Source organism: Segatella copri (assembly GCF_019249795.2).
Classification (GTDB): Bacteria; Bacteroidota; Bacteroidia; order Bacteroidales; family Bacteroidaceae; genus Prevotella; species Prevotella copri_B.
This window is the reverse complement of record NZ_CP156891.1, coordinates 1586338-1602051: the sequence shown is the minus strand read 5'-3', so window position 1 is coordinate 1602051 and position 15714 is coordinate 1586338. Positions and strand designations below refer to the sequence as shown.

At 45.1% G+C, this 15714-nt stretch carries 13 protein-coding genes; 6 read left to right on the top strand and 7 right to left on the bottom strand.

The annotated features are described in order from the left end of the window. Positions 1–22 precede the first annotated feature (22 nt). On the top strand, positions 23–517 hold the full coding sequence (locus KUA48_RS07060) for a hypothetical protein (protein WP_218432146.1): 495 nt from the start codon (positions 23–25) through the stop codon (positions 515–517). A 144-nt stretch (positions 518–661) separates the two neighbouring features. On the opposite strand, the gene KUA48_RS07055 is transcribed toward KUA48_RS07060, so the two are convergent. The 3 genes from KUA48_RS07055 to KUA48_RS07045 form a co-directional block, all read right to left on the bottom strand. After that, complete coding sequence (locus KUA48_RS07055) at positions 662–1828, bottom strand: DUF3810 domain-containing protein (RefSeq protein ID WP_218432144.1); 1167 nt, start codon at positions 1826–1828, stop codon at positions 662–664. A 457-nt stretch (positions 1829–2285) separates the two neighbouring features. Then, positions 2286–2984 carry a M15 family metallopeptidase gene (locus KUA48_RS07050; RefSeq protein ID WP_022120604.1) on the bottom strand — a complete coding sequence of 233 codons (699 nt, stop codon included), beginning with the start codon at positions 2982–2984 and terminating at the stop codon, positions 2286–2288. 11 nt (positions 2985–2995) lie between these two features. Beyond that, positions 2996–3472 carry an Lrp/AsnC family transcriptional regulator gene (locus tag KUA48_RS07045; protein WP_218432141.1) on the bottom strand — a complete coding sequence of 159 codons (477 nt, stop codon included), beginning with the start codon at positions 3470–3472 and terminating at the stop codon, positions 2996–2998. A gap of 223 nt (positions 3473–3695) precedes the next feature. Here KUA48_RS07045 and KUA48_RS07040 point away from each other — a divergent pair, with 223 nt between their 5' ends. Together KUA48_RS07040 and greA are read left to right on the top strand one after the other, a co-directional pair. After that, entirely contained in the window at positions 3696–4826 is a 1131-nt protein-coding gene (locus KUA48_RS07040) for a 5-methyltetrahydropteroyltriglutamate--homocysteine S-methyltransferase (protein ID WP_218432140.1), read from the top strand. Between the two features lie 154 nt (positions 4827–4980). Further along, positions 4981–5445 carry a transcription elongation factor GreA gene (gene greA, locus KUA48_RS07035; protein WP_006848453.1) on the top strand — a complete coding sequence of 155 codons (465 nt, stop codon included), beginning with the start codon at positions 4981–4983 and terminating at the stop codon, positions 5443–5445. Positions 5446–5515: 70 nt separating this feature from the next. Here the strand turns inward: greA and KUA48_RS07030 are convergent, their stop codons facing one another. Then, positions 5516–7459, bottom strand: a complete 1944-nt coding sequence (locus KUA48_RS07030; protein WP_218414878.1) for a DNA mismatch repair protein MutS — start codon at positions 7457–7459, stop codon at positions 5516–5518. 203 nt (positions 7460–7662) lie between these two features. Between KUA48_RS07030 and KUA48_RS07025 the strand changes: the two genes are divergently transcribed. Beyond that, positions 7663–8970 carry an AAA family ATPase gene (locus KUA48_RS07025; protein ID WP_218432134.1) on the top strand — a complete coding sequence of 436 codons (1308 nt, stop codon included), beginning with the start codon at positions 7663–7665 and terminating at the stop codon, positions 8968–8970. 33 nt (positions 8971–9003) lie between these two features. Further along, positions 9004–9342, top strand: coding sequence for a hypothetical protein (locus tag KUA48_RS07020; protein ID WP_153073037.1), 339 nt, complete (start codon positions 9004–9006; stop codon positions 9340–9342). 60 nt (positions 9343–9402) lie between these two features. Here KUA48_RS07020 and KUA48_RS07015 read toward each other — a convergent pair whose 3' ends face one another. Continuing rightward, a complete protein-coding gene (locus tag KUA48_RS07015) occupies positions 9403–10065 on the bottom strand; it encodes a hypothetical protein (RefSeq protein WP_218432131.1) in 663 nt (220 codons plus the stop codon). Positions 10066–10392: 327 nt separating this feature from the next. On the opposite strand from KUA48_RS07015, the gene KUA48_RS07010 reads away from it, so the two are divergent. Continuing rightward, positions 10393–11025: a nitroreductase family protein gene (locus KUA48_RS07010; protein ID WP_118154477.1), complete on the top strand. Its 633-nt coding sequence runs from the start codon at positions 10393–10395 to the stop codon at positions 11023–11025. A gap of 164 nt (positions 11026–11189) precedes the next feature. Here the strand turns inward: KUA48_RS07010 and KUA48_RS07005 are convergent, their stop codons facing one another. After that, entirely contained in the window at positions 11190–12719 is a 1530-nt protein-coding gene (locus KUA48_RS07005; RefSeq protein ID WP_215651964.1) for a hypothetical protein, read from the bottom strand. 62 nt (positions 12720–12781) lie between these two features. Next, a complete protein-coding gene (locus KUA48_RS07000; protein ID WP_218432129.1) occupies positions 12782–15598 on the bottom strand; it encodes a TonB-dependent receptor in 2817 nt (938 codons plus the stop codon). Positions 15599–15714 lie beyond the last annotated feature (116 nt).

The following is a 15714-nucleotide window of genomic DNA, read 5'->3' as shown; positions in this document are numbered from 1 at the left end:
AATATTTTAAAATGATAGAGTTATGAAACGATTTTTTGGTATTTTAATGATGGTCATCGCCATGATGACGGTTGCTACAAATGTATGTGCACAGGCGCCTAACCAGAAGCAGCGCCTCAGTCGTGAACAGTTGGCAGAAAAGCAGGCTCAGTACATCTCTCGAAATTTGGGGCTTGATGAAAAGACCAACGCTAAGTTTATCGAGACCTATACTGATTATCAGAAAGAGGTATGGGCTTTAGGTCCTCGCCCTCATCACAAGAAGGGCGAAATGAAAACGGATGCTCAAACCGAACAGGAAATCAAGCAGCGTTTTGAGATGAGCGAGAAGATTCTCAACATCCGTCAGAAATACTACAAGAAGTATTCGCAGTTCCTGAGCCAGCAGCAGATTCAGCGTGTTTACGAACTGGAGCGACAGATGATGAAGCGCTTTGCCCAGAGAGGTTTTCGCAAGGGAATGGGTAAGAATGGAAGACCAGGACCAAGAATGTGGAGACCTGCACAGCAGAAGTAAAAAACAGAATAGGTTTAGCGTAATAATATATTAGTCCTCTTATACAAGGAAAAAAGATTACTTTCTATATTCAAATATATGCGAACGACGATTGGTGCAAGAGCGCGCGCCAATCGTCTTTTCTTTCTCATGTAGTTATTTCTATCATCTTTTCATAAGAGATTTTTCCTGCTTGTCCTTCCAAGCCAGAATCAGACCGATGACACCGGCATAGCTCTTTCTGCCGCCTTCTACATGGTTGCCTCTCAGATAGAGTTCGAAGAAGAAATCCTGGGCAGCATCCAGTGCCTTGCATCTTTTGCCCTGCCAGTATTGGCGGTCGCTTTTCAGCAGCCTGATTATCTCAGGACGGATATGTTTCAGATATTTCTCACCTTCCTTTTCGCCGAGGATGTCGAATACATTATATAATACATGGGGCAGAATGTGGTAATATCCGCTGAATTTCACCGCCTTATCCTGTGATGCCGTACAGACGAGATAACTGTAGAAATTCGCCTCTCCTTCGTTAGCAATGCCCAGAAAATGAGCAAACTCATGGGCATAGGTAGCAGGATAATCGTGTGCAAGAATATCGCCGTTCAGCGTAAATTCGCAGAAGAATGGTCCCATGCTGCCGGTTACACCCGACATCGAACTGATGGGCGTAAACACCATCGTCTTGGCATGCGGATGCTGGTTGAAAGGCGGATTGATGCCCTCCCGATAGCCTATCTTGTTATATTCCTTCAGAACCGCATCCCGCACCCGATTCTTCAGTTTATCATCCACAATACAATTGAATTTTTCACTCTTCCCTCTCTGTTCTTCACTCAAAAGGTTGAGGCTGTCGGCATACTGGTAGGCAAATTTCCGGAACTTCTCTTCCGAAACCTCAGCAGGCTGCATGCTAACTCTATAATAGATAACAGGCTGCGAATAGTTCAGTCCCCAAGCTGCATAAAACCATACATATATCCACAGCAGATATTCAATTACCCTCCCGAAAACCGCCTTTTTCTTCGGATAGCCGCCGCTCTTTGCAGCAAGAAAGATAAAACGACGGGCGAGTTTCTTCCGTAATCCCATCTCGTAGATAGGATAGAGGATGACCCAGGCGATGCTGAGAGCAATGAAAATATCGCCCACGGCAAAGGGAAAGATGCCTGAGATGGGCGAAAGAAGGCTGCCGATAACGGGATAAACATGGTAGGTGTAGATAACTCCCCAGAGCGGAATCATCTTGGTAAGGGTGACGAGGATGAGCAACAGCAGCAGTACCCAGTGGCGCCACTTCATTCTGTCGAGTCGTAAAGTATGTAATATCTTCATCTTGTTTCTTGTTTTTTATCTTGCATGGCTCTTGAACAGAGCTGTTTTTTGCACTTTTTGCCCCTGATGTGCAGAGATGGTGCAAAAATACAAAAGTTTTCTGAAATATTGACATCAGAAATCTGTTTTTTTAGTAATTTTGCCATATTAAAAGTTGAACTTAATAAATAGAGGAGGAGTTATCATGAAACAGACACTGGAATCATTCGAGGCTATGAACCTTGAATATGAGAACCTCTATAATGAGGACGATGAACGTAGAGAATATAATTCTGTCTGGTACAGCTAGTTACAATGTATTATAAAAAGGCTGTAGTAGGTGAATTAAATTTGTATTACATATAAAAAAGATCGTTAGGATAATAAAAGGCTATGCCATAGTTACTAAAGAAATGATGTAACATAGGCATAGTCTTTTTTTATGTCCTTTCCTTGCTGGCTGTTCTTTCCTGCATTTCTATTTTTCGAAGTGCTGGTAATCCTTGCTGTGTTTCCAGTCACCTCCCCATCGGAATCCTTTTGCCTTGAAGAGCCGGTAGCAGAGATCGCCTTTTTTTATCATATAAGCGTGGTTCTTGCTGCGGTCCAGATAGGGGCGGGCGGTGGCAGGTTCCACCACTTCCTTGCCGTTCTTCAGCCGTTTGTGGTAAGGATTGTAGAGGGTGTTGATGTCTACGGCCAGTCCCCTTCCGTGCTTCGATACCGTATGGGTATGTGAGATGAAGCGGAAGTTGAAGCTGGAGGAGTTGTTGGCTCTCATCGCCCTTTCGTCGTCGGCATCCCAGTAGTCAATGAGTCTCATCCGCTCTATCGGATATTTCGCCTCGTAGAGCTTTTTCAGAATATCGAGCACATCTGTGGCTATCGCCTTGTTCACCACCATTTCTCCCACGATGTTTCTGCCGTCCTTGTCTACGTGCAGGCATCTTATGTATCTCAGTTCGCTTCTTGCCACGGTACAGTTCTTCTTGTATGTCTTGCCCTGCATCAGGCGGAAGATATCATCAGGAATAGTGGAGATGGAGAAGAAATGCTTCTCGCCCAGTTTTCTGATGGTTTGAGAACTGACGTTTTCTCCAGGCTGCTGTGCCTTAGATGGAAGGCAGAAAAGTCCGGAAATAAAAAGGCATATCATCAATATATTTTTTGCTTTCATCACGTTTCTCCTTATTTAGCTACGGGTATATAATGCGAATCCTTGATTTCACCTATCACGATGATGCTGTGCAGACTTCCTATGCAGTCGATGTTTCCCAGCGTGTTGAGCATAAAGTCCTGATAGGCTTTCATGTCGCGGGCATATACCTTGATCTGGAAGTCGTAATCACCGGTGGTGTTGTAGCATTCCGTTATCTGGTCGATGGTCTGCACGGTATCCATGAATTGCTGAATCAAATCGTGAGTATGCTGCTTGAGCCGGATATTGCAGAGCACGATTACGTTGTGCCCCAACTTGTAATGGTCTACGATGGCTCCATATCGCTGGATGTATCCCTCGCGTTCCAGCCGCTTCTGCCGCTCGAAGGTGGGAGAAGGGGAGAGGTGTACTCTTGCAGCAAGTTCCTTCACGGTGAGTCGGGAGTTCTGCTGCAGTAACTTCAGTATTCTGATGTCTGTTTCATCAAGCTTTTCTTCTGTTGTCATTGTTTCTTTATTTCTGTTTTTACTGATTCTTACAGAATAATATTCTGCTGATTTGCTTAATTCGCTGCAAAGATAGTATATTTTTCTGAATTACGGAGAATATTTGGCAAATAAAATTCTTCTTCTTACCTTTGCACCCGCAATTCCGGATGCAAAGCGTCATTCATCGGTAATGACAGGATAAAGAGTCATTCACATCAAATAATAATAAGGAGATAAAAATATGAGCAACGTAAGAAATATACATTTTGAGGCAGTGGGCAGCTATTTGCGCCCTGCAGAGTTGAAGGAAGCGAGAGCTAAGTTTGCCGATGGCAAGATTTCTGCCATCGACCTTCGCGCCGTAGAAGACCGGCTGATTACTGAGGTCATCAGTCAACAGAAGGCGCATCGCCTGCCTTATATCACCGATGGCGAGTTCCGCCGCAGCTATTGGCATCTCGACTTTATGTGGGGATTCAATGGCGTGGAGCATATCGAATTGGAGCACGGCTACCAGTTTCATGGCGAGGAGACAACCAAGGGTTCTATCCAACTGACCGGCAAGATTACCGGCGAGAATCATCCTTTTATTAAGGATTTCCTGTTTGTGAAGCAGTTTGAGGAGTTGGATGCCAATGGCGAATATATCTTCGAGGCAAAGCAGACGGTTCCTGCTCCGGCTCAGTTCCTTGCCGAACTGTTCCGTGGCAAGAATGCCGAGAATACCCGCAAGTTCTATCCTAACACCACCCAACTGATTGAGGATATTGCCCAGGCTTACCGCACCTTCTTCCAGGAGATTTATGCAGCCGGTTGCCGTACCGTCCAGCTGGATGACTGCACCTGGGGAATGATTGTGGATAGCGATTACTGGACGGCTAAGGTGGGCACAGGTTTCACCCTTGAGCAGGAAGCCCTGCAATATCTGAAGGTGAACAATCTTGCCATCGAGGGCAAACCTGAGGGGTTGACCATCAACACCCACGTATGCCGTGGCAATTATCATTCCTGCTATGCCACCAAGGGTGCCTACGATGCCGTGGCTCCTTATCTCTTCGCTCATGAAGATGTAGATACCTTCTATCTGGAGTATGACGATGAGCGTTCGGGTGGTTTCGAGCCGTTGAAGTATGTGGCTGATGGCAAGAAGGTGGTGCTGGGTCTGGTAACCTCCAAATCTCCGGTATTGGAAGATAAGGCTACGGTCATCGCCCGCATCCGAGAAGCAGCCAGATATATCCCCCTCGATCGGCTCAGTCTCAGTCCTCAATGCGGTTTCGCTTCTTGCGAGATTGGTAATAAACTGACAGATGCTGAGCAGTGGGCAAAGATAGATCTGGTGAGAGAGATTTCAGAAGAAGTTTGGGGATAATGATATATTCAAGGAGAAGATGTGTTGTCTGTCATGGCTGCACATCTTCTCTTTTTTTATTTACTTTTTATCAAAAATGTTTGGTGTTTTCATGAATTACTAGTAACTTTGCACCCCGAAAATTAAAAACATCATTCATTAAGATTATCAGAAAATGGAATATATGTCTCAGGAAGGTTACGATGAGCTCGTGGCCGAACTTCAACACATGGTTAACGTAGAGTTGCCAGCCGTTCGCGATGCGATAGCTGAGGCCCGCGATAAGGGCGACCTCAGTGAGAATTTCGAGTATCATGCAGCCAAGCGTGAGCAGGGCAAGCTGTTGAGCCGCATCAGCTTCAAACAGAAGGTCTTGGAGAATGCCCGTGTCATCGACAAGTCTCGCCTGAAAAGCGATACCGTTGGCTTGTTGAGCAAGATTAAGATTACCAATCTCGCCAACAAGTGCAGCATGAATTATACCATAGTAAATCCTCACGAGGCAGATCTCCATAGTGGCAAGATTTCCATCAAGTCGCCTATCGCCAAGGCCCTTCTGGGTAAGAAGGCAGGTGAAGAGGTAATGGTAAAGGTACCAGCCGGCTTGCTCAAATTCCGCCTGGATAGCGTGGAGTTATAATGTTTAATTTAAAAGGAAAACTCCCGATAATTTGAAACTGATCAAATTATCGGGAGTTTCTCTTTTTATTCTAATATTTCTCCAAAATCTTATTCAGTAAGAAGGTGGCATTCTGGTTTCTTGCCACGCCCTTCTGTATCTTATAAGTATAGGTAACATCTGTGCCTAAATCTATCTCGAAACAATAGTTATGGAATTTTCCTGATGCATCATTCTCCATCTTGGAGAGCTCCAGATCGTGGGTAGCGATGATGCCGCTCACCGGCTGCTTGGCAATGGCTTCGAGGAACTTTCTCGAACCATTCAGCTTATCCAATGAATTCGTTCCCTTCAGAATCTCATCCAGAATAATCAGCGTTCGGAGTGGCTCCTTATTGTCTTCTCCACTTTCCTTGCAGCACTTTCCCTCAGCACTTTCCCTGCAGAACTTCAGCAGCTCCTCCAGTCTTATCAGCTCAGCATTAAAGTAAGAGATGCCATGCGTCAAATCGTCGGTGGTTCTCATGCTCGAGAACAATCTGAAACGGGAAATCTTCAGCTGATCCGCAAACACCGGCATACCCGCCATTGCCAGGATATAGTTCACGCCCAGCGAACGCAGGAAGGTACTCTTTCCCGCCATGTTGGCTCCGGTGATGATATAATAGTTGTCGTCCTTGATGGTGAAATCGTTCTTCACCGCCTTGGCACCCAGGAAAGGATGATAGAGATTCTTACCCTCGAACACGATTTCCGGACTTCCGATTCCTGCATTTTCAGAAACATCGCTTTCGGTATCTGCTTCCGGACTTCCCGAAACAAATTCCGCCTCTTCTGCCTCCGGATGATTATATCTGAAATCCGCCATCGAAACCATTGCATCCATCTCGCTGATGATATGCATCCATTCCTCCATCTTCACCATATAGGTATTCTTCCATTTCAGGAAACTGCGAACCAGGAAGAAATCGCTCAGCATGAAGGCATCGGTGAAGAAAAGACCGAGGAAATTGCCTCTTCTGTCATACCCCTTCAATATCTTTTCCAGTTGGGCAAAGGAAGGCAGGGCATCTGCTAGGGAATTCTGCATCTCCTTGCCTGATTCGCTATGGAAATTGCGCCTGTTGATAAGCTGAAGTATCTGGGCATAGGCGATGAGCTGATGGCGAAGCTTGCCGCCATTGCTATCTATCTTATCAAGTGTCTGCTTGCAGACGAAGAATACCACCATGTATTGAACCAACACCCACCACAAGGCGAAATCCACCGAAAACATATTGCATATCGACAAAATCACGGAACCAACGACTCCGATAATCAGCAGCCATCCGATAACGAGCGATACCGGAGACCCAAACCATGCCGGCACCTCCATCTTCGAAACCTTCTGCATCGCATCCATCACCGCAGCAGAATCAATCTTTTTCATCTTGCCATTCACCATTTTGCCATCCGCAGTTTGGCTTCTGTTCTTTTCGCCAAGTGCCAGGAATTCCATCCGCCAGTTTTCGCCTTCTCCAGCCAATTCCTTCTGCAAATCCCTTCTTCTTTTGATATCCTCCATGCCCAAAGGCGTTTCCCGGGTAAGATTCCTGGCGAGTGCCTCCGAACCGCCCGATGTGATGGTTCGGCAGATGCGGTTGAACAGCGAACTCTTGCCGAAAACATCGAGGTCGAAGGAATAAGGATGCTGCGGATTCTGATAGGAATCGCCCGTCTCGAAAGGCGAGAAATCGCCCTCCAAAGCCTTGATTTCGTCCTGATAAACCTTGAGCAAAGCCGAAAGATGCTCTATCTTCTCCTTGTTCTTGTCGTCAATTCGTCTGATTCCCAGATAGGCAATCAGGCACAGCACTGCCCCCATCAGATAGTTCTGCGTATCTCCATCCAATGCGAAATAGCAGATCAGGAAGGCGAGGATGCCGCCAAAAGCCAGCAGCTCGCCCGTTATAAATCCCGTATTCTTACGCTTCAGGGCAGCCACCTCAGAAGCGTATCGGCTTACATATTGTTGATAATTCTCCTTGATATTCATACTTTTTCTTTATTTTTCTTTTTTGATGTGCAAAAATAGGTATAAAATCTAGATTTCCAAAATAAATTCTCTCATTTTAAGTCTTTTATACTTATATTCGTGATAGGAATCTGGCTTTTATGAACCCTTGGCAGTAAAAAGTGCTATGAAAATTTGGAGGATACACAAAAACATCGTATTTTTGCATTAAAATAGTTTGAATAATGAGCAAGTATAATTTTAATATAGACAATTATCATGCTATAGGGCATGCTGATATCGAAATAGAGGGTATCACAGTTATCGTGGGTAGCAATGGCTGTGGAAAAAGCACTATGTCCCGTTGGTTGTATTATATCGTCAATACATTGTCTGTGTTAGACAGTTTCTTTTTCTCTGATTTCAGAGATGTGATTATCAAATCATTAGAGAAATATTCTACTGCGCTGGATGATATCTCAAATTATCTGGATGATGATAAAAAACGATTTTTTGACCATACCTTATCATTAATGACAATGGTAACATTGAGTAATGGTGGTGTGGAGAAGCTCGATTTTTATTATAAAAGAGCGATTGGTTCACTTGATGACATGCTGGTTAACTTCCTTCAGAAAGAGCAGAATCCTCAGCAGGTGCGTCGAGTGCTTAATCTTTTTGGGATTACTGAACAAAATCATGTTCATGAGGATATAGAACGAAATTCCATTCAGCTGTTTTCTGAATATCTTCAGAAATATGAAAACAACAAAAAAAATCGTCCCATCAGTTACTTGAAAGAGAAAATCGCTTCTGTATATCGGGAAAAGGATGGCTTTCCTGCCAGCATAAGCTTTAAGGAAGATGAAGTGGAATTGCTTGTTGATAGACTTGGAAAGATATATAGTTTAAATAATGCCATATATATAGGAACACCAGCAGCTATTTCTCTTCGTCAATCAGATAGGGTTCTGATGACTTCCTTGGCACATAAAGTGGTTCACGTAAATGAAAAAGGAAGTGAGATTACCGGCAAACAGGAATTACTTCATTCTATTAATAAAATGATAGATGGTTCTATTGTAGAAAAGGAAAATTTCGATGCTGTTGATTTAGTTTATCACAGCAACAATGGTAAGGATATTAGAATTGAAGATATAGCATCGGGATTCAAACCGCTGGTTTATATGCTTCGTCTGATAGAAAACGGGTGGCTGACAGAAAACACTTTGTTGGAGATTGATGAGCCTGAAACAAATCTTCATCCACAATGGGTGGTTGAGTTGGCGCATCTTCTTGTTCGCATCAACAAAACATTTGGAACCAAGATACTCATCACGAGTCACAATCCCGATATGGTATCGGCTATCAGGTATATCTCTGAAAAAGAGGGCTTGTTGAATACTACTCGCTTTTATCTGGCAGAGCAAAGTGAAGGTACAGATTCGTTCTACTATAAGAATTTGGGCTGTGATATTGAACCTGTATTTGAATCATTCAACAAGTCTTTTGATACTCTTCAGAAATACGTAGAGAACTATGGCGAAATTTAAGATTGGCAATTATCAGGGAATCAAGATTGATTGTTGGACAGCAAAAGATTTATTTCTCAAAAACATCATGCTGATAAGAAATCTTCTGCAGATATGCTATTGCATGTGAATGATAAGAGATTACTTTTGGCCGATGCAAAATTCCGACTAAGCAATACCAGAAATTTGGATTCAAAGGAGATAGCAAAAAAGGTTAGTGAATCAAAGGCAATGGTTACTTCTAACTATTCTTTTGATAACAGTTTCTATGTTTTGCTGACAAAGAAAGCTGCAACTCCTTCCAATTTAAATAGGCTTAGAAGAAATGTAGGAAATAATCCAAATTATCAATTTATGGATGCCGTTGAATTTCATAAATTGTTCGAGGATTAATGTTTGAACTCCGTTCCTGATGTCTTGAAAACTCAGAAACGGAGTTTTTTATAACTTTTTTCAGTCGTTTATCGCCCGATACATCATGTAGTAAGCGTATATATATGCCGATGTCGTTGTTATCATACTGATGATATTCACGCTGGTGAAGGCTGTCTGCTGGGTGTTGTCTGCCAGGTAAAACACTGCCGTCGGGAGGAGATTCGAGCATAGCAGCCATGCGATGAAAACCAGGATAAGGGCTAAGCCCAGTTTGCGCATGTTACCTCTGTGCTTGCTGTACAGATGGCAGCCGGCTATCAGGGAGGCGATGACGGAAATCAATCCCATAGAGCTTTGTATCCAGGTAAGAATAGTTGCCGTGAGTGTTATCTGTCCGTTCTGCATCATCGTTACGAGATGAAGATTGAAGCATTGGCCCAGGATGAATGAGAGCACATAGTAAAGTACCATCAACTCGCTGCAGCGTCGTAGCAATTTTACGCCTGCCGGTAGCGTGTAGCGGAATATTCCCCATAAAGCTATAGGGGCGAGCTGCAAGACCAGTTGCTTGATGGTAACCAGGATGGGACTTATTGGAATCAGGATGGGACTTGTTCTGAAGGATAAGCCCGCTTGTCTGCAAACAGAAAATGCCAGCGAAAACAATGCGAAAATGCAATATGCATACATGGCATATTGTGCAATGCGATTTATATCTATAGAATAACTTTTTCTTTCCATAATTCTACGTATGATGATTTTATAAACAGCTTATCTTGTATAAAGCCATTGCAAAGATACGAAGTTTTTGGGAAATTCTAGCAAAATAGGTGGAAAATGTTTGGCTATGATATATACTTGTTAAAAGAATGGCAGAGAGACCGATAAAAACTCTTAAAAATCATAACGTATCTTCTTGGATATCAATGTTTGTTGCTATCTTTGCACGGTATGTACTAATAACGCTACATGGATAAATACTACTAGTGCTACATGGGTATATACTAATTGAAATATAGGTTTAATCATACAATGAATAATATGAAGTTTAATCATACAGTGAATAATATGAAGAAGATATTTTTAGGATTGGCAGCTGCACTGATGTTGACTGCCTGCAATGAGAACAGACAGCCGGAGGCAATGACCAGCGTTGACTCTGCAAGTGTGGTAACCGATTTGATGATGAGTCGCAGAAGCATCCGTGCTTACAAGGATTCCGTCATCAGCCGCGATACCCTGAACGAGATTCTGAAATGCGGCATCCATGCGCCAAACGGGCAGAACCTGCAGTCGTACGAAATCAGAGTGATAGATTCTCCTGCTCTCATCGATTCAATCACCCAAGCCGTGGTAAAGGATAATCCTAAGATAGCAGAGCGCAAGGGCTTCAAGAACATCTTTGTGAATGCTCCATGCGTGGTTTGCATCGCCTACGATACTACTTATGATATGGCGCAGATTGATTGCGGTTTGCTTGGCGAGAACATCATTCTTGCAGCATGGTCAAGGGGCATCGGTTCCTGCTGCCTGGGCAGTTCTGCCCGTTGGATACTGGATTCTCCGTCGGCCAAGCCTTACCTCGACCGCATGGCATTCTCTAAGAATTATAAGCTGCTCTACTGCATCGCCCTGGGTTATCCTGACGAATCGCCGGAGGCAAAGCCAAGACGCCAGGACATGATAAAGTTCATGGATTAAGATAAATGAAGGTTGATGTCCTGTTTCAGGAAATCAACGTTTCCCTCCATAACCCAACAAAAAAAGCATGGCGCAAATCACTGCGCCATGCTCCAATAAAAGAAAGCCTTATAGTCAAAATAGAAATTAGCGATTCTAATTCTTATTCCGGTACTAATCTTTTTCTAGTACTTTGCATTCTGAGGGTCAAAGTTGGTCCAACCGCTCATCCAGTTGTTGCTGCCATCGAAGGCTCCGATGTAGGTTACGGTGTCGAAACCTGTCCAGCCGGCGAAACTTGCGGCTCCAAGCAACGGACTGCCGGCGATAGGAGTATAACCGTCTGCGCCAACCAATGAAACCCAACTGTCAAAATACTTGTTGCTTGGCTCTGAGAAGAAGAAGGTATTGCTGTATGACTTCTGATTCTTGTCGAGATCCTTCTTGTTGGCTGCATCATAGAGGTAATCCTCATACTTCTTGTTGGCATCAGTACCAACGGCATCCATACCTGCGAAATATACATTCTGAAGCTTGAATTTGCCTTCCTTGGCATTCTTCACGGTTTCACCCTTCTCACCATCAACAATCAAACCGATAGGCCAGCCTAAGGCCACTGAGTTGATGCAGTTTAGGTTAGAAGAACGGCGAATCTGCATGGCTGACTGGAACTTGCCGAGAGCTGAACCGTTGTTTGGATTGTATGCTCCGGCAGTAATATAATCTGTGGTGTTCTGGAACTTATCATCCAATACCTTAGGACCTACAAAGGTGATGTTAGAGAAGGTTGCCTTGGTACGAGGATCTACGGTAGCACCATCGGCGCAGTTGTCGCTCTCGAAACCGTTGCTCTGAGAGGTGTCGGCTATCTTGCTGTCGCGCAGAGAAAGACCATACTGCACCTTTCCTGAGAAACCGTTATCTGTATCGAAATCATCATCCCAGCCCTTGTAGGCTACGAGATACTTGCAGTTTACTGTACCGCCAAACCACTCGAAGGAATCATCATTGGAATAAGATACCTGAACGTGGTCAATCTCTGTGCCTGAACCTACAGAACCGAGAGTCAAACCATTAATCTCCTTATCCTTCTGGAATGGATAACCGGCAAACTCGATGCGTACATAGCTTAAAGTACCAGAATTATCTGCATCATCTGCGCCACCATGCTTGGTACGAGGCCCACCTTCTATCTGCTGTTCAGTCTGGTTGTTCTTTGCCTTACCGCAGAGAATGATGCCGCCCCAGTCGCCAGGCTTTCTGCTACCGGCAGCCTCTTCAGATGTAAAGACGATAGGCTCTGTGGCTGTACCCTTGGCGATGAGCTTGCCGCCACGCTCTGCGATGAGTGCCGCCTTGGTTTGCTTGTCGCCCTTGATAATCGTTCCCGGTTCGATGGTAAGCTCAGCACCATCTGCAATATATACCCATCCCTTGAGGAGATAAGTGCCTTTCTTCAAAGTCTGCTTGCCTGTGAAAACGAATTCCTGGTCGCCGTTGCCAATCTGTGTTCCGTTGGCGTTTTCCTTGTCATCTGTTCCGAAGAGGATGTGGTCGCAAGCCTTCAAGCCGCCATTGGTTGTCCACTTGTAAACTACTTCTGATCCAGGATTTGGAGAAGGAGTTGGATCGTCATTGTCACTGCTGCAGCTGCTCAACATGGCAGATGCTGCGAGGATGCCCATGCATCCTAAAAAATACATCTTGTTCATCATTGTTTCCTGTTTTATTAAACAAACATCTATTATTATCTTTCTTGAAATTCTACGGATAGTCTCTAAAATTTATAGATTGCCTGCAAACCGATGTTTCTACCCGGCTTGTAGCATCTTGCTATTTCTTCTACTTCCTTCTTGCTTCCGTCGCTATACGTTACATCAGCAAACTGCTTGTAATATATCTTTTCAGCAAGAAGATCTCTTACGTTGAGCTTCAGTTCCAGATGTTCGCCGAATTTCTTAGCCAGCGAGAAATCGATGGTGTTGCGAGGCATCTCGTAGCTGTGAGGCACTCGGGAATTGGAGTCATCGCCTGTGCTCCCCTCGCTTCTGCCCACACCGATGATTCGCTTGCCTATGCGGTTGTAGAGCAGGGCGATATCCATCTTTAATGGCGCATTCTTATAGAAGATGCCGGTGTTGATAAGGTATGGCGACTGACCCTGCATCGGTCTGTCTTCTTCCTTCGCTCCCTTCTCAAACTGAACCTTGCTCTTGATGAGGGCACCGTTAAACGACCAACTGAAATCCTTCAATCCTATGAATCCGAGATTCTTTCTGATATCCAGCTCCACACCATAGTTGTTGGCACTCTTTGCATTCTTGTAAGAGTAAATCAAGTCAGTGCCACCAGCCACCGTATAGGTCCACTCGATAGGAGAATCGAAGTGCTTGTAGAAGACTGCCAGCGAAATGAGCTCTCCACGGGATGGATACCACTCATATCGCAGGTCGAGGTTATCGACATAACAGTTCTTCAACTCAGTGTTTCCCTGCACATTGCTGGCAAGGTCGAAGTCGTAATACACCGACGACGATACTTCACGGAATTCTGGGCGGTTAATACTGCGGCCATACGAAAGTCGCACCTGGTGCTGGTCGTTGATCTTATATGTTGTATTGAGAGATGGAAAAACATCATCGGTCTTGTAATGACGGCTCGATTCACTCTTCTCGTAGTCACGGGAATTGGAGATGAGTTCCATATCATTATGCTCGAAGCGGACACCGGCGTGGATGCCGAGTTTGCCAAAGGGGAGAGACAACGCCAGGTATCCGGCGCCTAAGGTGTTGTGTCCGCGGTAGTTATTGCGCATCTGCTTTTCCTCCAGAAGATACAGCTTGTCGTAACCCATGTTTGCCTCGCTGGAGAGCAGGGTTGGGATGTCGCTGTGGCGGAAGTCGGATGGCATGTTGTTATCTGAAACATTCCAGTTGTAGATGAAGTTGCGGGTCTGGTATTCTCGGGTCCGATACTCCCCATAGGCACCCACTTGCAAGTCTGGCTCAAAGTTGCCAAACTTGAAGTGGTGCTTGTCATTTACACCAAGAGAGAGAATGTGTTCGTCGAGCTGAGTCCACTCGCGGGATATGTCGTTGCCGGTGCTCAGGGCATAAACGCCCGATTCAAGAGCATCGTCGATGAGGTATCTACGACGGTCAGGCAAATGACGGTTGGCATACGCATACCCGATGCTCCAGTCAAGGGCATCGCTAGTGAAGGTGTGCTTGCCGGTAAGCTGACCGTTATATGTAGTTCGACTGCGGTAGTAATACTCTGCGCTTCGCTCCAGGTTCGACTGGGCGCTCACGCCATCACGCCAGGTATATCGGCTGGTAGCCAACTGGTTGAAGATGTTTTTGAGCTGATACTTGTGATTGCCGTCCTTGGAAAGGAAGGTGAAGTTGAGCATCGCTCCGAGTCTCACATTATTATTATACTGGTCGTCAACAGAGTGACGGAGATAGTTCGGCTTGTCATTTGCCGCATCATAGATGCCATAGAGGTTGTTCTCCATGTTCTCGTAGGTGCGGTATTCGTTGGTATAGTTCAAAGCAGCGAGCATGCCGAGTGTTCTTCCGCCGAGCATCCAGCGCTGGTTTAGGCTGGCTGCCAGTTTCAAATCGCCCAAAGGCTTCTTGTTCTTGGTGAGCCAATCATTATTGAATCCGTTGCCCAGGAGCGAAGTAGCATAATCGCTCACCGGTTTTCCGTTGGCATCGAGCTGTGGATTCAAGTCAGCATGGATGCCTCCATTCAGGCTTCTCAGTCCATTGTCGAAACCCAGGAAATCTGTTCCGGAACCTTTCGAGTAAGAAAAATTCTGAAAGGCAGAAGATGTATTCCAGTTTCCGCCCACGGCGATGTTGAAACTGTTTTCTGCCGGAATCTCCTTGGTGTTGACGATGATGAAACCGCCCGAGTAGTCTGCGGGATATTCAGCCGTTGGCGACTTCACGATGGTGAGGTTGTCAATCTGCGAACTTGGGATGATGTCGAAGGAGAATGCTCTGGAATCAGCCTCAGAACTAGGCACTGCTCCTCCGTTCACCCACACATTGTTATAACGCTGCGACAAGCCACGAACCATCACGAATTTATCGTCGATGAGGCTCACGCCTGGCACTCGGCGTATCACCTCACCCGCATTCGTATCCTGCGTTCTGGATATTTCCTGTGCCGAAACATTGCTCACGATGACGGGACTGTTTTTGGCCACCTGTATCATTGCCGCATCCGTATTACGCCTTTCCACTGCGGTAACGGTCACCTCCTTCAGCTGCTGTTCATCAGGTTGCAGCGCAATCACCTGGTCTGTGTCCTTCGCCTGAACCCCGTCAATTTTTTGAGTCTTATATCCTACATAATTTATATATAGTGTATATGTCTTATCTTTCTTCATTCCATCGATCAGGAAGTTTCCGTCGATGTTGGTGATAGCCTTCACGTTGGTTCCATCCACAGTGACGACTGCACCGATGAGTGTCTCTTTCGATTTCTGGTCGATAACCACACCCTTAATCTGCTGCGCCCACGTTGGCATGCTAGCCGCTGAGAGCAATCCTAATACAATAATTCCCCTTTTAGCATTCATAACCTATATCGTTTGATTTCGGTTGCAAAGGTACGGTGGTTATATTACACTGGGGTTGCAATGAGGTTGAAAGGCATTGACGAAGCTGCGACAAAGATGTTACTTTGGCAAATCAG